The following is an 18,659-nucleotide window of genomic DNA, read 5'->3' on the forward strand; positions in this document are numbered from 1 at the left end:
GTGGGCAAAATCTTTCGTAATATCACAACTTTCATTCAAGAAATAAAAAAAGGCTGATGCTTAGAAGCATCAGCCTTTGTTGTATCACTAAAACGTTATTTCATTAAAGTCTTATAGAGACTCTGTGAATGTACGTGCGATTACGTCAGCTTGTTGCTCTGCAGTTAGAGAGTTAAAGCGAACAGCGTAACCAGATACACGGATTGTTAGCTGAGGGTATTTCTCTGGGTGCTTAACGGCGTCTTCTAGAGTTTCGCGGTTAAGAACGTTCACGTTTAGGTGTTGACCACCTTCGATACCCGCTTCGTGGTGGAAGTAACCATCCATCAGACCAGCAAGGTTAGCGCGTTGTGAACCCTCATCTTTACCTAGTGCATTAGGTACGATAGAGAATGTGTAAGAGATACCATCTTGTGCGTCAGCAAACGGCAGTTTTGCAACGGAAGTTAGTGATGCTACGGCACCTTTCTCATCGCGACCGTGCATTGGGTTAGCACCTGGAGCAAATGGAGCACCAGCACGACGACCGTCAGGTGTGTTACCAGTTTTCTTACCGTAAACCACGTTTGAAGTGATAGTAAGAATTGACTGAGTAGGGATTGCATCACGGTAAGTCTTAAGCTTACGGATTTTGCCCATAAATACAGAAACAAGTTCACATGCGATATCATCAACGCGTGGGTCGTTGTTACCAAATTTAGGGTAATCACCTTCGATTTCGAAGTCGATTGCTAGACCGTCTTCGTCACGGATTGGCTTAACTTTTGCGTATTTGATTGCAGACAGAGAGTCAGCCGCAACAGATAGACCAGCAATACCACAAGCCATAGTACGTTTAACGTCACGGTCATGTAGAGCCATTAGTGCCGCTTCGTAGCTGTACTTGTCGTGCATGAAGTGGATAGCGTTTAGTGCAGTCACGTACTGCTTCGCTAGCCAATCCATGAAGTGGTCCATTTTCTCCCACAACTCATCGTAGTTCAGTACATCGCCTTCGATCTTCGGCATTTGTGGACCAACTTGGATTTTTAGCTTCTCATCCACACCACCGTTGATGGTGTAAAGCATAGTTTTCGCAAGGTTAGCACGAGCACCGAAGAACTGCATTTGCTTACCAACAACCATTGGAGATACACAACATGCGATTGCGTAGTCGTCAGAGTTCATGTCTGGACGCATTAGGTCGTCGTTTTCGTACTGGATTGAAGAAGTATCGATAGACACTTTCGCACAGAACTTCTTGAAGCCTTCAGGTAGTTGCTCAGACCAAAGAACAGTGATGTTTGGCTCTGGAGAAGGACCCATTGTGTATAGTGAGTTTAGGAAACGGAAGTTTGTACGAGTAACTAGCGTACGACCGTCAAGACCCATACCACCCATAGACTCAGTTGCCCAGATAGGGTCGCCAGAGAATAGATCATCGTACTCAGGAGTACGTAGGAAACGAACCATACGTAGTTTCATTACGAAGTGGTCGATCATTTCCTGAGCTTGTTCTTCTGTGATGCGGCCAGCAGCGATATCGCGCTCGATGAAGATGTCTAGGAACGTAGAAGTACGGCCTAGAGACATTGCCGCGCCGTTTTGAGATTTAACAGCAGCTAGGTAACCGAAGTAAGTCCACTGGATAGCTTCTTGTGCAGTTTCAGCAGGACGAGAAATGTCACAACCGTATTTTGCAGCCATTTCTTTGATTTGACCTAGAGCACGGTGTTGCTCTGCGATCTCTTCACGAAGCTGCATTGTCATTTGTAGGTCTTCGCCGTTCTCGAAACGCTCTTGTAGAGAAGAGAACTGTGCGAATTTATCCTTCATTAGGAAATCAATACCGTATAGAGCAACACGACGGTAGTCACCGATGATACGACCACGACCGTATGCATCAGGAAGACCAGTCAATACGCCAGACTTACGACACGCCATGATTTGTGGAGTGTAGATGTCGAAAACGCCTTGGTTGTGAGTTTTACGGTATTCTGTGTAGATTTTCTTAACTTGTGGGTCAAGCTCGCGGTTGTAGGCTTTGCATGAACCTTCAACCATACGGATACCACCGTTAGGGATGATCGCACGTTTTAGAGGAGCGTCAGTTTGAAGACCTACGATAGTTTCTAGGTCTTTTTCGATGTAGCCTGCATCGTGAGCAGTGATGGTAGAGATAACTGAAGTATCAAAATCAACAGGAGCGTGAGTCGCGTTCTCTTGTTTGATGCCTTCCATTACCTTAGCCCAAAGCTTGTTAGTCGCTTCAGTACCTTCAGAAACTAGGAAAGATTCGTCGCCTTCGTACGGAGTGTAGTTCTTCTGAATGAAATCACGAACGTTTACTTCGTTTTGCCAGTCGCCTGCAGCAAAACCTTCCCAAGCTTTAGCAAATTGCTCTGCCATGACATACCTACCTTTTTAGTAGAAAAAAATACGTACTGCTTCGCCGTTGAGCCAGCTATCCCCAAGTTAAAGAGGGGAACAGTACACTCTTATGAATAACAATATTTATAGTCTTAAATTTAAATGTTCGAGTTACAAAACTATAAATATTGTCACTAGTTTTAACGTTTCTCTTTTTAAGCAACAGTTAGAGGTTAAACTAAAATTTTTTTGCAAACCTTAAACTAAATCAATAAATCCTCAAAAATCTCGATAAAAATGGGGTAGCGACTAGCGCTACCCACACATTTTCTGAACTGTCAGCTTTACAGCCAAGCTTGGATGCCATATTGGCCTTCAAGCATACCAACTGCAAGCATAGCAACTAAACAGATAATAAGTACGCTTACTGGGATCACAATCTTGTCTACAAACGACAAGCGAGACGCGCGCTCTTTATCACCAATTAAGCCGTTGTTATCTAAAAGCATAGTTAGTGCCCAAGCTAGAACAGGGTTAACGACTGCTGAACCAAAGATACAGATGCCTGCTGCTTGTGAATCTTTTGAGTCTTTCACCATCTGCATGCCTGCTTCAAGTAGTGGTAGAGAGACACCAACGAGAAGAGCAACGCGCATAACTGGTGGCCATACAGCAACATCCATAGGGAAACCAAGGATTGCAACAATAATACATAGAGAACCTAGTAAGATTGCACCGCCAGGAATAGGGCGCTTCGCGATTGCTGCAGGGATCATGTAAGTCCCCCAAGATGATGTGATGTTACCACCACCGACAGCGGTACCGACCATTTGGCGCACAGAACACATTGTCATTGTGTCATCAACGTCCATCAGTACTTTTTCACTCTTACGTGGGTAGTTCATTTCTTGGAAGATGCGGTGACCCAAGAAGTCAGGAGACCACATTGCTACAGCAAGAATTGCGAATGGTAGAGAAGCAATGAAGTGTTCCATATTAGGAAGACCAAGCATCCAACCTTCTTCTGTTGAACCCCACCAGTAGATTGGGTTTAGGTTTGGAAGACCCGTCTCGGTTACGAATTTAATATCGAAGCCTGCGCCAAGAACAAGTGCGATTGCAAGGCCAGTGAAGGCACAAACAGGGATTGCTAGCCAGCGTTTGTTCACTTTAGCAAGGAACGCGTATAGGCCAATAGTAACCGCAAGAACGATGAGACCGATGTAACCCATGCTACCTGCGGCAACTGTGTCGGATTGCAAACCAACAGCCCAAGCTTGAATGGAATTAATTTGGCTCATCGTTCCGGTTAAACCCAAGAAGATGAGAAGGCCACCAGCCGTACCTTCAGAGGTGAGGTTAACCAGTTTTGAACCACCTTTTAACAGGCTCAGAATTAAACCAAACACACCAATAAGAATTGCCAATGCAAGAGGGTGAGCACCAGCAAGCGCGATGGTACCAATAAGAGGGATCATTGGGCCGTGGTTACCTGCTAGGTTGGCTTTAGGGTTAATAAAGCCAGAAGCAAGTACACAGAAAAGAAGTGCAGGGATGAGCATCTCTACACGGGCAACTTCGATGGCGAAATCTTTGCCCAGGTTAACATGGTCCCATGCGGCAGTTAGGCCTTCAGCCCAAGACATCATTACCGCAGAGTACATCGCGATAATACCAATCGTACCGGCAAGTGCTGGAACAAGATCTTCAAGTTCAAAACGGAAGTCACGACCTGGCAAGTTTAAGCCGAAACGACGCGGCTTCATAATTTGTAGTTCGTGGTCTAGGTAGTCTGAACGGCTTGCGAACTCAGATGCTGGACGATGAAGCTCACGGTAGCTCTTGGTCTCGATATCTGAATCAGAGTGCGTTTTGTTAACTGCGTCTGACATAGATTCCTCATATATTTAAAAGTTATGAATTCTTCATTCAATTGTGTTAATCCGCATCCTGCGGCACGCTTATGCTAGCTATTATTAGATTTGTTACACGTCGACATTGTGCCTAAGCATAGCTAATAACTTATTGTGTTGAGGCACAAAAAAATCCTCATCTTTTGGCAGGAGTCTAGCAAGATAGCCATTTAGGGTGATTGATTTAGATCACTTTAAGAATGGTTGTGAAATAAAACTACAGAAAGTTTCTGGCATGCGAATGAGATGGTGAAATCTTGTGTAATTTCATTACACAAGTTGCATAAAATTAGAATTTGTTGCTCTTATCGTTCGGGGATGCGGGGTAAATATCAATATTCATGATGATTATATAAAGCTGGCTTTATTCTTGCTTTCTACAGGGCAAAGACGATTTTTTTGGCTAATCATTGCCGCTCAGTTTAGGAAAAAGACATGAAACAGCTTAAAGTACTGCCACTAGTGGCAATCATCTCAGGGTTAATGGTCGGTTGTGGCGGCGGTGGCGGTGGCGGCGGTGGTGCTGCGCCGAAAACAGCGTTTACTTTTGATTTTGCTATACCAGCAACAATGACTGAAAGTGAAGCTACTGCGAAAGGTTGTACGGTGTATGACCACAAAACTGAGCTAAACGGTGATAAAACGGTTTTAACCTATAGCGCAGCGTCAAAAGAGCAAGTGACTAACTATGTTATCGGTTACTACTCTGATGCAGATGGCAAAAGAGCCGGAGACATCATCAAACCAACCACTGATAACTTTAAGTTTTATCTTGAAGATATTCCTGACGGCGGCTTTGTAACGTTTCAAGCAATAGAATTTAACGGTAGAGAAGCTCGCGTAAATACGTTTTCAAAAGAATTCTTACAAGATAAGAAACTACGTAATGCCACGTTTGCCCTTAACCGAGACTCTTTGAACAAGTGCTTTACTGGCGGTAACTTAGCAAGCAATAAGTTTACTAACCTAGATTACCGAAATGCTGAATCAGGTGGTGGAGACTACAACTTTGTCTCGCAAACCGATATTTTCACGTCACCTAACCCTGATATGTTGCCTACCGATGAGCTTATGGGACTTAAAGGTGAGCCTACGGCGTTGTTCCAGTATGAATCTGGTTCAAGCGACAAAGCGCTTTACCAGTATGGTATTGGTTCGTGGGGGACTGGTGAGATCGCCTTAGTCAGAGCGGATAATACGTCAAACATTTATTCGTCTTCTGATTATACTTACGACACTCTCCACATTGGTTTTATTACTAACGGCTTTGCGTATGATGCGCTGAAGCTAGATAAAACGGCCGTTGAATATAATCGCCCTAGTGCAACGAATAAAGAAACTTGGGTCTACATGGCGTTCTCAGAGAATCAAGTTAATGGTTGGGACTCTCTACTTAACGAAACGGTCTCTGATGGATGGGATATTGACGTTGATCCAAGCTCTTACTTAAATATTGATAACCTGCCAAACACAAAACCAAGTGTATCAACACAAGGAAGTGCAGACTCGGTGATTGATCTGGACATGGGTTTAACATCGTCTACAGAAGGCTTTACTCGTGTCGCTTACTTTGCGGCTTCAGGCGACTATAAAGTCACACATCGTATTTTCACAAAGAGCGACAGTGACTCTGTTGTTGTTCCTGAGCTCCATTACTACAATTTCCCAACATCAGCCGTTAACGGTTTGAAAGTTTCAGCTTCGGACGATTTTAATCGCACTGCTTTGGTATTGAGTGACGATAGCAATATCGACTCTAAAGTTTTCATGAGCTTCTTTTCTAATGGTGAAGCGTCAGAGCCTGAGCTAGATGAAGACTTGGATGGCATCATTACTTCTGAAAAAGAAGGCCTAGAAAATGAAGTGACATTACGTACTTCAAACTCATTGGTAGTCAGTCGTTTTAATTAATTCATTACGACCCTAAATAAGTTTCAATTAACACTTTTGTAAATTTATTAAGCCCCTTCTAAAGGGGCTTTTTTATATTTAATATTCAGCTTTTGAAGAATAAGTTGCTATATATTGCATATTAATTTGGTTATCGTATCTTTCTATTCGAATTATTTAGGTTAATAATTTGTTGCAAGTTTCAGGGTGTGGTGCTAATTTGTTCCGAATTAGAGAGGGCGGAGTCCCTTAATTGCAGTGACAAAAACACAGGGAGTAGAGCGCATGAATGATGTACCAGCGCTAGATATAAAAGACCTGCACAAAACATTTGGACAAAATGAAGTTCTCAAGGGAATTTCTCTTGCCGCGCACAAAGGAGATGTCATCTCCATCATTGGCTCTTCCGGTTCTGGTAAGAGTACCTTCCTTAGATGTATCAACTTGCTAGAAACGCCTACCGCAGGCGAAATTTGGGTGAATGGTGAATTAATCCAAATGAAGAACAACCGAGCAGGGGAATCCGTTCCTGCTAATGAAAAGCAAGTGCAACGTATTCGCTCACGTCTAGCGATGGTGTTCCAAGGTTTCAACTTATGGTCACACCTGACAGTACTAGAAAACGTGATTGAAGCCCCTGTTCATGTTCTAGGCGTACCAAAAGCCCAAGCGATTGAAAACGCAGAAGTCTTGCTTAAGAAAGTAGGCCTGTATGAGCGTAAAGACTATTATCCTGGGCACTTATCTGGCGGTCAGCAGCAACGTGCCGCTATTGCCCGTGCGCTAGCAGTTGACCCTGAAGTGATGTTGTTTGACGAGCCAACCTCTGCGCTTGACCCAGAACTTGTTGGGGAAGTATTAGGGGTAATGAGAGATTTGGCAGATGAAGGACGAACCATGCTGGTGGTCACGCACGAAATGGCGTTTGCGCGAGACGTATCAAACCATGTGATGTTCTTGCATCAAGGCTTAGTGGAAGAACAGGGAAATCCAGCTAAGCTATTTACAAACCCGGATTCAGAACGATTACAGCAGTTTATCTCATCCATTTACTAATATTTTTAGGCGGCAGACTATTGCCTCCTAAGCCAGCACAACAAACAAAACGAAATAAAATAGCAATCACAGGAGTATGGAAATGAAAAAGTGGTTATTAGCAGCAACGATCGCTGCAACGGCAGTATCTGGTGTCGCTCAAGCGAAAGAATGGAAAACAGTTCGCTTCGGCATTGAGGGTGCTTACCCTCCGTTTAGCTGGACAGAAACGGATGGTTCTCTGAAAGGCTTCGACGTAGACATGGCCAACGCGCTTTGTGAAGAAATGCAGGTGAAATGTAAGATTGTCGCGCAAGATTGGGATGGCATCATTCCTTCTCTATTAGCGCGTAAGTACGACGCAATCATTGCTGCGATGTCTATTACTGAAGAGCGTAAGAAGAAAGTCGATTTCACTGGCAAATACGCACTGATTCCAAACAAATTTATTGCCAAGAAGGGCGCGAATCTGGATTTTGACAACCTAGATGGCAAGAAAATCGCCGTTCAACGTGCAACAACACACGACAAATATCTGACAGATAACTATGGCGATAAAGTAGAAATTGTTCGTTACGGTTCTTTTGATGAGGCTTACCTAGATTTAGCCAATGGTCGTGTTGCCGCTGTATTGGGCGACGCCTCTGCTCTAGAAGAAGGTGTGCTTAATAAAGCGGGCGGCGACGCGTACGAGTTTGTTGGTCCGTCATTGACCGATCCTAAGTGGTTCGGTGAAGGTTTTGGTATTGCCGTGCGTAAACAAGATAAAGATCTAACGAAGAAATTGGACGCGGCGATAATTTCACTACGTGAGAAAGGTGTTTATCAAGAAATTGCTGGTAAATACTTTAACTACGATGTGTACGGTGAATAAACCGTAATTAAGCGACCGTTGGCTTGTTCCTAGAAGTAGTCAACGGTCGATTTTTTGAGTTTAGGGATTAGGAACTCACCTATGCTAGATTTACAAGGATACGAAGCTTCGATTTTAAAAGGGGCTTTAGTAACGATAGAAGTTGCAGTGCTTTCACTCCTTCTTGCCGTGATCTTAGGTATGCTTGGCGCATTAGCTAAGTTAGCGCCTTACAAATGGGCAAGGGCGATTGCCACTCTTTACACCACCGTCATTCGCGGCATTCCTGATTTGGTTCTGATGATGCTGATTTTCTTTGGTGGACAAATACTTTTAAACAATAGCCTGTACTCCATTAACGAAACGCTCAATGAGTGGTTTGCTTCGAGTGATCCAAACCATGAATGGACGTCTTACTTACCCGACTATATTGATGTCAGCCCATTTATTGCAGGTGTACTCACGATTGGTTTTATCTTTGGTGCCTACATGGCGGAGACTTTTCGCGGAGCGATCATGGCGGTGGACAAAGGTGAACTAGAAGCGGCGAAAGCTTATGGTATGAGCTCAGCCTTATCGTTTAGAAGAATCTTACTGCCTCAGATGATTCGTCATGCATTACCTGGATTTGGTAATAACTGGTTAGTGTTACTCAAGACCACAGCGTTAGTTTCCATCATCGGCCTGGATGACATGGTGAGAATGAGCTCGTTGGCGGCAGGTACGACGAAAATGCCGTTTACCTTTTACATGGCTGTCGCGCTCATCTTTCTGTTTTTTACCAGCGTTTCGACCGGGCTACTCAAGCTTGTTGAGCGTAAGTTCAGTATTCATGCGAGGTAAGTTATGGATTTTTCTTTGATTATTGAAAGCTTCCCAACTTATCTTCAGGGACTTTGGACGACAGTTTGGCTGGTAGGATTAGCGTTGGTTATCGGTTTGTGTGTCTCGATTCCATTAGCTGTGGCACGTAATAGTACGAATTATGCCTTTAGCTTACCTTCTTGGGGATTCATTTACTTTTTCCGTGGAACACCGTTGCTGGTTCAGTTGTATTTGATTTACTACGGTATGGATCAGTTCTTTCCTGTGAAAGATACCTTGTGGGAAAACGCCTGGTTCTGTGCTTTAGTCGCTTTTATTCTTAATACGTCGGCTTATACTGCAGAAATTATTCGTGGTGCGATTAATGGCTTGCCCAAAGGTGAAGTAGAAGCTGCCAAAGCGTATGGGATGAGTAAGTTTATGACATACAGACGTATTATCTTGCCGAGTGCACTGCGTCGAGCATTACCAGCTTATTCAAACGAAGTGATTTTCATGCTGCACGGTAGTGCGGTCGCGGGTATCGTTACCATTATGGATCTAACTGGCGCTGCGCGCTTAGTTAACTCACGTTACTATGCGCCATTTGAATCTTTCCTAACGGCGGGGCTGTTCTACATGGCACTGACGTTTATGATCTTGTGGTGCTTTAAAGTGGCAGAGAAGCGCTTCTTGGCATACCTACGTCCTTTAAGTTAATTATTAGTGTCAGCAATGGTATCGGAATGGGTACCATTGCTTTTTGATGATTTTGTTATCTTCATTCCTATTTTCCCTACCGATACAAAAGACTATTTCTTTTTATTCATGTACTTACATTAATATTTGATAAACCCATTGTTTAGTAAGTAAAAATGAAAAAAACAATTCTATCGTTGGGCCTTGCCGCCGTTGCCACTGGATGTGGTGGGGGAGAGGGAGAGTCACAATCTAATGCTCAAGTAAAACCAACGCCAGCTCCAGTTCAACAAGCTCTGGAAACTGGTAATGCACTGCTCGTTTCTGACCCGAACGATTTCATCCGAGAAAGTCGGCAAGTTGTGGAAGGGCACAAGAAACAGTCGAATACGATCAAATCTGCAATTGCGAAAAACCTTTCTGGCCTTTATTGGGATCCAACCCATGATGCAGCGATCTTGGCACCTCAGTATGGGTTCAACGACACCATCTTGATGACCAACAAGGCCATGGCCAACGGTTATAAAGATCAGGCGTTGTCAATTGGCGTTGCTGGAGAAAAAGCTAATGGTCAACGTTATGCGCTATTAGGTAGTAACCCATTTAGAACGGCACAACGCTTTCCCGAGTCTTCGAATGCAGCGATGACTCAATGGCTAAGCAACCTGGTCACTTGGTTGTCAGGCGGAACTACTTCAAACGTTGTCATCGCGCAAATGGATCAGTCTTATTACTTCCCTGATGAGCAAGCGACTCGGAATTGGCTGAAAGACAATGTTTCACAAGAGTTGGCGTTTAACGAGGCCAACCTATGCGATGGTTCGAAGCTACTTAGCTGCTTGCAAACCAATACTCCAAACTTATTGATCTTGTCACAGCATCTGCAATCTGGCGACACCAACCAACAAGTACTCGATGCTCTGGCATACGCTGAGCAAGCCCAAATTCCTGTTCTATACCTGCATTGGGATGGAGGACTAACTGAACTTGGCCGAGACATTTTGGAAAAATTCCATGTTGATTATGTGGGAGATAACTATTGGCGTAAGTTAGGCTTGGTTGATTGGGCGCCTTCATCACTCATGAACTTCGTGCCAGACTCTGTTGCTACGCAACAAGCGCTGTTGTCTCGTTTTGAATCTCAAAACTTCAATGTTGACTTGTCACAGTGTGAGGACAAATCTTGTCCTGACACTGCGAATATGGAAAGTCAATTTTATGCAGGGGCAAACAGTATTCGCCATCGGTTGAAAAAGCTTGATGAACAAAAAGTAGATTTGTTTAATCAAGATGGCTACCAATACGAAAAACTCATGGTATTGCTGGCTGATCACTATCGTCAAACGGTTGTGTTCCCAATGGACAAACAATCAACCCAAACGACCGAATTCCTAAAATCGTATTTTGCCGATTACGTACAATACAACAGCCGAAGCGTGAACCCAAAACAACCAAATATGGGGAACTTCAGCCGTAGTGAGTTTAGCCCCGAAGTAAAGAGAATCAGCGCAACGATTAATATGGAATCAAAGCGTAACTTCCGCTCTGCTGGTGTGTATGCGCTTCCTGGGGAGACCTTTACGGTCACGCGCAATGACAGTAATGAAGTGACGACTAAAATTGTCATCAACAGTTTAAGAAGTGGCGCAACTCATGAGTTCAGCAAAGATGGATACACGCGACCAAAAATGCTGACTTCATTTGCTTACGAAGTTAAAGCGGGTGAAACCATCACGCTGACATCTCCTTATGGCGGCCCAGTACAGGTTCACTTTGACAAAAATGATATTCCGGTTGAACTGAGATTTAACTATGTGGCACAGCATCCTGTATGGAGAAGTGAGAAGGACAACGACACCTTTATTCAGCAGCTAGAAGCCAATTTGTTTGATTGGGCCGAGCTGATCACCCCTGGGTTTGAAGTGCACTCAAAGCGTGACAAGATGTTAGAGTCGGTCAACGATGAGATGTGGTCGACACCAGCTGAAATGGCCCTGGCGACAGAAGAGTATGTTCATAACTACCCACATGTCTTGGCTGGTTTCCAAGGGCCGGGGATCGATGAGGTTCCGGAAATTATCCAGTATGCCAAAAATCAAGGTTGGGAAATCGCCAATATTGATATGGTGAAGCATATGAACGCTGACCAAGCGACGTGTGGTTACGGCTGTTCTGGTAACCCATACGATGCTTACTGGTCATTCAGCCCACTCGGTCACGGTGATTTACATGAGCTTGGTCATGGCTTGGAAAAAGGTCGATTCCGATTTGCAGGCTGGGAAGGGCATTCAACGACCAATTACTACTCGTATTACAGTAAGTCTCGTTTCTTCCAGAATACGGGGAAAGTTTCAACTTGCCAAAGTTTGGATTTCAAAGGCCAGTTTGAATTATTGCAAGCAAGCCGAACTCAAGCGGATCCAAACGCTTACATGGCAGCGCAAAATCAAACTGGTTGGAGTTGGGGAGCTCGCGTTTACATTCAAATGATGATGGCGACGCAGCATGAAGGTGTACTGCAAAATGGTTGGCATTTATTGGCGCGATTGCACCTGATTGAACGTGAGTTTAACCGCTTAAAATCGGATGATGCGCTTTGGAATGAGAGACGATTGAGTATTGGTTTCGCCAACTACTCTCGTGAAGAGGCAAATAGCATCTCAAACAACGACTGGTTGCTTATTGCTCTGAGCTACATCTCTCAGCGAGACATGACGAGCTATTTAGATATGTGGGGCTTCTCGTTCACAGAAAAAGCGAAACAGCAGGTTGTGGCGCTGAATCTACCGCCGATGCCGCTCACTTACTTTGCAAGCAGCAATACCGGCTACTGTCTGAACGAATTTGCTCAAACGCCAGTCAGTGTTGATGGTCAAACGGTTTGGCCGCTGAACTAGCTGAGTAGAAAGTAACTTGCATGAAAAAGGGAGACAGAGTCTCCCTTTTTCATGGGTTAAGCTTAGCGTTGAGTCCCGCTTATTGCTCAGTTATGTATTACTTGAACGTCGACCAAATTGGAGCGTGGTCTGAAGGTTTTTCAATACCGCGCAATTCATAATCGATACCCGACTCAATACATTTTTGCGCGAGAGAAGGGGTCGCCAAAATGACATCAATTCGTAGACCTCGGTTATCATCAAATCCGCGAGAGCGATAATCAAACCACGAGAATTGATCGTTCACTTCTGGATATAGCTTGCGGAAGGTGTCCTCAAAGCCCCAATCTAGCAAGGTTTTCAGCCATTCGCGCTCTTCCGGTTGGAATGAACATTTACCTGTTTTTAGCCAACGCTTACGGTTTGGTTCGCCGATACCGATATCTGCATCAATAGGGCTGATGTTTATGTCACCCATAACAATCAATTGCTCGTCACTATTGTGATGATCGTTTAGGTAGGTCATCAGATCTTTATAAAACTGACGTTTGTATGGGAATTTTGTTTCGTGGCTGATGTTATCCCCTTGAGGGAAGTAGCCGTTTAGCACAGTGACCTTCTCGCCGTTTTCATTTAAAAACGTTGCCATGATCATTCGCTTTTGATGTTCCTCGTTATCCGTCGGGAACCCTTTTTGTACGTGTAGAGGCTCTTGCTTACAAAGCATTGCTACGCCGTAATGTGCTTTTTGACCATGGAAATACACTTTGTAGCCCATGGCTTCGACAGCTTCAATCGGGAATGCTTCATCGTGAACTTTAATTTCCTGAAGACCAATCACATCAGGTTGGTGTTTGTCGATTAGCGCTTGGAGTTGGTGCAGTCGCGCACGTAGTCCATTGATGTTAAAGCTGATTACTTTCATTATTTATCCTTTTGGGGGCGTACTTTTTTATGAATAGTATCATTGTGTAAGAGCACTGAAAATGAGTCTCGTGAAAGGAGTGAAACGCTCTGAGCTACTTTGCTTTTAATTTGTTTTCTAAGTCATTTTGCACGATCTTCAAAGCGTTAAGCGCAACTTCTGGATCTATCTCATTGCTCTCAAGCAAATAGATTAAATCGACAGCCAGTTTGATCTCTTCAGGTGCGTCATCTAAAGGCGAGGTTGGTTGGTCAGCCATTATTGATGTTTTTCCCTATGTGTAATTTGGTTCTCTAGCTTAAGAAGTGCTGCTTCACAACGCGCTAAACGTTGCTCGGTTGCTAGTAACACTTTTTGAGCTTCGGCACGCATAAAACTCGGAGCGCTTTCGACAGCACGTTCTTTTTCTAACACCATCTCGCGCAAGCGTCTTGCCCACTCTTGGTGTTGAGCGAGCTCCTGATAAAGCACGTTGATAGGCTTGCGGAAATGGCTGCTATGTTTGATTTCATTCTTACGAATTTTGGTGGTAGAAATCTCGCGTTGAATCGCACCTATTTGCGCTACTAACCGTTCAGTGAGGTACTCAGCACGCAAAGCGGTGAGCTTACCTTCATTTTGCTCACGCACAATCGCATCCAGCGTGGCTTTTGCTTCTTTTACGCAAGGAGTAAGTAAGCGAGAGCGACAACCAAATAAGCGCTCATCAAAAAGCGGAACATGGTGTTCGCCTCTTTGACGGTCAAGAACAGCGGCTTGCTTCGCCATTTGTTCTAGGTTTTCCTGGAGTTGAGAAATGTTCATGACAAACCTACAAACCATGCGTCATAAGCCAATTTTATGGCCAGTATACTGACGACAGTAACAAATACAGGGCGAATGAATTTAGAACCAAACCGAATGGCGGAATGCGCGCCAACAAAAGCGCCAGCCATTAAACATACCCCCATTGTTAAGCCTAGCACCCAGTTGATATGACCGAGGACTGCAAACGTAATCAAAGACGTAAAGTTGCTGGTAAAGTTCATTGCTTTTGCTAAGCCAGAGGCGAGCAAGATATTCAGCCGATACAGAGCCATTGAACTGACCGTCCAAAAAGCCCCAGTTCCAGGCCCTGCGAGCCCGTCATAGAACCCTATGGATAATCCTTGCATGTACTGTTTTCTATGAAGTTTTGGGCAAGGCTCGGGAATTGGACTTTGATGAGGAGAGTGTGGTGTTTTATGGAAGACGGTGTATAACGCCGCCGCTAAAATAACAAGAGGTAACCCTTTTTCTAGCCAATCCGTGCTAATCGCGTCCACAAGTAGGGTACCTAATGTTGCTCCGACAAGCGTCGCTACAAATGCTCTTCCCCAGCATTGAGGCTTGAATAAACGTTTCTTGTAGTACGTAAATGCCGCAGTAGAAGAGGCAAAGGTAGCCGCAAGTTTATTGGTGCCTAGTGCAATATGGGGCGGCAAGCCCAACGATAGTAGAGCAGGTACGGTTAGCATGCCACCACCACCGGCAACTGCATCAATAAATCCAGCGACAAAAGCGACAAGCGCCAACACCAACAGCATAGTTGGCTCAATCATTTCCATAAATGGTGATTCTTCTAATATTCTATTTTACGTTTAAATGGAGGTAGTGAGTCGATTAAGGCTTGTCCGTATCGCTTAGTGACTAGGCGTCGATCAAGAATCGTTACTCTACCAGAATCTCTCTCTTTACGCAGTAAGCGACCTACGCTCTGGATCAGCTTTTTGCTTGCGTCAGGTACAGTTATTTGCATAAACGGGTTCCCTCCTTTTTTCTCGATATATTCGGAGTGAGCCTGTTCGACAGGGGAGGTTGGAACACCAAATGGAATTTTTGTAATCACCAAGTTTTCAAGTAATGCGCCAGGTAAATCTAGCCCCTCAGAGAAACTGCCAGTACCAAATAAGATGCTGGTTTTATTTGATTCTATTAGCTTTTTATGTTTTTTTAGAATTTCTTGACGTGAGCTTTCACCTTGAACTTGCAACGCCCAGCCTTTTTTTATGAACTCCGAAGACAGCGCCTTCGCAACTTGGTTCATCTGCCAATAGGATGAGAATAATACTAAGTTGGCTTTCTTGTCTTCCAAGTACTTAGGCAATATCTCAATAAGATATTCAGTAAATTGAGGCGCTGGTGGTTCATATTTCATCGCAGGGATGAGCAATTCTGCCTGGTTTTGGTAATCGAATGGTGACGCAAGCGCTAAAAACTGTGTGCCTGATTCTGGTTTTCCATCAATACCAACCTGATGGCAAAAGTAATGGAAGGAGTTTAATGCACGCATCGTTGCGGAAACTAAAATGGCGCCAATGCACCTGCTCCAAATTTGTTGGTCGAGTTGCCATCCAATTTCAAGCGGAGAAACACTCACAATGAAATCACCCTCGCGATCGGGGTGGGTTTCTAACCAGCGAGCCAAAGGCGCACCTTTTTCACGAGTTGGCTCAGCCATCAAGTGCCAGACTTGCGCTAGGTTTTCTAACCTTTGAATGTAGAAGCCGAGTTCTGCAAGCGCTGGTTCAGCCAATCTTGTCGTAAGCTCCCCATCTTTTACTCTTTCCGCAATAAGGTCGGCAATTTTTGCCACACTTTGATTTGCTTTTTTACTGAACTGCTTTAACTCTTTGGATTGGTTCTCTAGCCATTCTGGTAGTTCACCGTGCTCAAAGCGGTAGATACTCTCTTCAAATTGAGCTGGATCGAACTGTTTAGGCAGTTGAGCCAGTGCTGGTATCAAGTTCTGAACCGCGTCTTGAAGGTCGTTGCGAAATCGAGCTACGCGCTTCTCGTCTGCGAGCGACGAAAACTTGCTAATCGACTGATTTAACTTCTCAAGCCATGCTGCCGCACCTTTTAAGCTCGCAGATGCTGAAGCATGATCGCGGGCGACGTGAGGTAAGTGATGTGCCTCGTCAAAGACGTATATCGTGTTTTCTGGCTCAGGTAAGATTACTCCGCCCCCCAAGTCTGCGTCTGCCATGACGAGAGAGTGGTTCGCAATGATGACATCATTCTTATCCAGCTCCGAGCGCGCTTTTTGAAATGGACAGCCGCGATGGCCCGGTAGACTGTTATTGCAACTGTGTTTATCACTGACAATCAGTTGCCAAAGCTTATCATCGATGGTTTTAGGCCAAGAATCACGGTCACCATCCCATTTACCTTGCGCAAGAGAGCGATGCATTGTTTCCAACAGCTCTATATCTTTTTGCTTAGGCTTGGTTTCGAACATGGCTAACTGACCACCATCAGCACCACAAGCTGAAGCAAGTTTTTCTGCACAACAATAGCGTTGACGGCCTTTTGCCAAAATAAAAGAAAACTCTCGGTCGGTAATCCGACGAAAAAGAGGGAGGTCTTTATTTATGAGCTGCTCTTGCAGAGCTACGGTCGCCGTTGAGATAACCACTTTTCTATTGTTATGTACAGCCACGGGGATGGCAGCCATTAGATAGGAGAGCGACTTACCAATTCCAGTCCCTGCTTCTGCAACCAGTATTCGGTTAGATTTGTGGTACTGACCGCACAGCGTTTTTGCAATCTCTGCAACAAGGTAGTTTTGTGCTCTTCTAGGTACAAAGTTATCAAGTTGATCTTGCAGGTTTTGATAGCTATTACGAATCGATTTTTGAATGTTACTGGTCAGCATACGGGCCTCAAATGCGTTGGAGGCGAATAGTAGCACACATCACTAGTTGTACAGTAGTTCACAAAACGGAATGCTTTTATGAGGAATGTAGATCTTCTTCACAAAAAAATATTGAACCTTATCTAAATGAAATTAATTTCATTATATGAAAAATATAAAACTCCAAATATGATATTTGTATGGTTTTTTATTCTATATATTGTGTTTTTTAGTATTTGTTTTGGGTTTAAAATCTCATTGTTAATGGTTTTATAAATTATGAAAAATCAAGAGGATTGATTAGATGTTCGTCGAATAAATAAAGATAAACTTTACAAGTTATTGTTTTTAAATGTTATTTTTGTTTTTTTACATTGGTATTTAGAAAATTTGACAGCCAGAATAATCTTTTGCACTCTTAGCTCCAGATTTTGAGAAGGCGCTGTATAACGTTTTGTTAACGCTCTATCTCAAACATATAAAAAAAGGGAACCAGACAAGGATATCCCGAACTAAGAAAAGGCAGTGGATTAATTATGAAAAAAACTCTATTAGCACTAGCTGTAGTTGCGTCTGCAACTTCAGTGAACGCAGCTGAAGTATTCAAATCTGAAGAAGGTTCTGTAGATTTCTACGGTCAGCTACGTCCAACTCTTCTATTCACAGAAAAAACTGATCACACAGCAGAGCTAAACACTAGCTCTTCTCGTACTGGTGTGAACGCAGTTTACGTTGTTGACGAAAGCCTAAAAGTTCTGGGTGAAGTTGAGATCGGTGTTGCTCTAGGTGACAACTACGACGCAGGTGCTGATTCAAGCGAGCGTACTGATGATTCAGTATACGTACGTCGCCACATCATCGGTTTTGATATGGGTGATATGGGTACTCTTCGCTTCGGTAAAGAAGGTACTTGGGCTGATGACGTATACTTCGCAGATTACTCTTACTTCTTCGGTGGTAACGCAGCGGAAACTGCATACGGTCACGCTTGGAACAACGATTCTCAAATCAAATACGCTTACGAAAATGACGCATTCTGGCTAAAAGCTGGTTACGCGCTAGGCGAAAAAGATTCTAACGAAGAAGTACTAGAAGTATTCGTTGGTAAATCTTTCAACGACCTATCTCTACACGCTGGTGTACTTACTGCGAACAACGACATCAACGTAACTAAAGAGAAAAAACTAGTTCTTAATGGTGTAGAGCAAACAGTTTCTCACACAGAGCGTACTGATAACGAAAACCTATCTTTTGAAGTAACTGCTGAGTACGCACTAAACGAGCACACTCTGGGTGCAACGTACTACTACAACGAAAACGAAGATAAACTAGGTAAATCAACAGTTGATTCACACTACATTGTTGTAGCTGGTATGTTCGCTGTTGCTCCTAAAACAACTCTATACTCTGGTTACGAGTACCTAGCTCAGTCTACTGACGAAGCAGGTAAAGTAGACGCAGACTCTTCTTGGTTCTACGCTGGTGTTGAATACAAGTTCTCTAAATGGGCACGTGTATTCGCAGAAGCGGGTTACACTTTCGAAGGTACTGACTTCGACAACAAAGATACAGACGACGCAACTAACTTCGGTGTTGGTGCTCGTTTCTACTGGTAATCAATACCCAGTTTGATATTGTAAGACCCAGCTATATGCTGGGT

Annotated in this window: 14 protein-coding genes; 7 read left to right on the forward strand and 7 right to left on the reverse strand. The window is 43.9% G+C overall.

What is annotated here, in order from left to right:
• Positions 1–111: 111 nt before the first annotated feature.
• On the reverse strand, positions 112–2,388 hold the full coding sequence (gene pflB / locus MTR11_RS05655; protein ID WP_005390666.1) for a formate C-acetyltransferase: 2,277 nt from the start codon (positions 2,386–2,388) through the stop codon (positions 112–114).
• Positions 2,389–2,693: 305 nt separating this feature from the next.
• Entirely contained in the window at positions 2,694–4,241 is a 1,548-nt protein-coding gene (locus tag MTR11_RS05660; protein ID WP_005390668.1) for a DUF3360 family protein, read from the reverse strand.
• A 456-nt stretch (positions 4,242–4,697) separates the two neighbouring features.
• Here MTR11_RS05660 and MTR11_RS05665 point away from each other — a divergent pair, with 456 nt between their 5' ends.
• The 6 genes from MTR11_RS05665 (at position 4,698) to MTR11_RS05690 (ending at position 12,440) form a co-directional block, all read left to right on the forward strand.
• Positions 4,698–6,173 carry a hypothetical protein gene (locus MTR11_RS05665; RefSeq protein WP_053807156.1) on the forward strand — a complete coding sequence of 492 codons (1,476 nt, stop codon included), beginning with the start codon at positions 4,698–4,700 and terminating at the stop codon, positions 6,171–6,173.
• A gap of 264 nt (positions 6,174–6,437) precedes the next feature.
• Positions 6,438–7,208 carry an ABC transporter ATP-binding protein gene (locus tag MTR11_RS05670; RefSeq protein WP_005378438.1) on the forward strand — a complete coding sequence of 257 codons (771 nt, stop codon included), beginning with the start codon at positions 6,438–6,440 and terminating at the stop codon, positions 7,206–7,208.
• 82 nt (positions 7,209–7,290) lie between these two features.
• The gene (locus MTR11_RS05675; RefSeq protein WP_012841998.1) at positions 7,291–8,061 is read left to right on the forward strand and encodes an ABC transporter substrate-binding protein; all 771 of its coding nucleotides are present in this window, start codon (positions 7,291–7,293) and stop codon (positions 8,059–8,061) included.
• An 81-nt stretch (positions 8,062–8,142) separates the two neighbouring features.
• Positions 8,143–8,883 (forward strand): ABC transporter permease, encoded by a 741-nt coding sequence (locus tag MTR11_RS05680; RefSeq protein WP_006742137.1) that lies wholly within the window; start codon positions 8,143–8,145, stop codon positions 8,881–8,883.
• Between the two features lie 3 nt (positions 8,884–8,886).
• Positions 8,887–9,564 carry an ABC transporter permease gene (locus MTR11_RS05685; RefSeq protein WP_005390676.1) on the forward strand — a complete coding sequence of 226 codons (678 nt, stop codon included), beginning with the start codon at positions 8,887–8,889 and terminating at the stop codon, positions 9,562–9,564.
• 155 nt (positions 9,565–9,719) lie between these two features.
• Positions 9,720–12,440 carry an ImpA family metalloprotease gene (locus tag MTR11_RS05690; RefSeq protein WP_225462350.1) on the forward strand — a complete coding sequence of 907 codons (2,721 nt, stop codon included), beginning with the start codon at positions 9,720–9,722 and terminating at the stop codon, positions 12,438–12,440.
• A 97-nt stretch (positions 12,441–12,537) separates the two neighbouring features.
• Here the strand turns inward: MTR11_RS05690 and xthA are convergent, their stop codons facing one another.
• The 5 genes from xthA to dinG all read right to left on the reverse strand — a co-directional run bounded on the left by xthA (position 12,538) and on the right by dinG (position 17,020).
• Complete coding sequence (gene xthA, locus MTR11_RS05695; protein ID WP_048626179.1) at positions 12,538–13,344, reverse strand: exodeoxyribonuclease III; 807 nt, start codon at positions 13,342–13,344, stop codon at positions 12,538–12,540.
• A gap of 94 nt (positions 13,345–13,438) precedes the next feature.
• Positions 13,439–13,603 carry a pleiotropic regulatory protein RsmS gene (rsmS, locus tag MTR11_RS05700; protein WP_005378432.1) on the reverse strand — a complete coding sequence of 55 codons (165 nt, stop codon included), beginning with the start codon at positions 13,601–13,603 and terminating at the stop codon, positions 13,439–13,441.
• Entirely contained in the window at positions 13,603–14,148 is a 546-nt protein-coding gene (locus MTR11_RS05705) for a primosomal replication protein (protein ID WP_048626180.1), read from the reverse strand. The genes rsmS and MTR11_RS05705 overlap by 1 nt, the downstream gene beginning before the upstream one ends.
• On the reverse strand, positions 14,145–14,930 hold the full coding sequence (locus MTR11_RS05710; protein ID WP_005390688.1) for a sulfite exporter TauE/SafE family protein: 786 nt from the start codon (positions 14,928–14,930) through the stop codon (positions 14,145–14,147). The genes MTR11_RS05705 and MTR11_RS05710 overlap by 4 nt, the downstream gene beginning before the upstream one ends.
• A gap of 14 nt (positions 14,931–14,944) precedes the next feature.
• Complete coding sequence (dinG, locus tag MTR11_RS05715) at positions 14,945–17,020, reverse strand: ATP-dependent DNA helicase DinG (RefSeq protein WP_243327117.1); 2,076 nt, start codon at positions 17,018–17,020, stop codon at positions 14,945–14,947.
• Positions 17,021–17,535: 515 nt separating this feature from the next.
• Between dinG and MTR11_RS05720 the strand changes: the two genes are divergently transcribed.
• Entirely contained in the window at positions 17,536–18,615 is a 1,080-nt protein-coding gene (locus MTR11_RS05720) for a porin (RefSeq protein WP_005378424.1), read from the forward strand.
• Positions 18,616–18,659 lie beyond the last annotated feature (44 nt).

The sequence above is a fragment of the Vibrio sp. CCB-PB317 genome, assembly GCF_022808245.1.
Lineage (GTDB): Bacteria > Pseudomonadota > Gammaproteobacteria > Enterobacterales > Vibrionaceae > Vibrio > Vibrio diabolicus.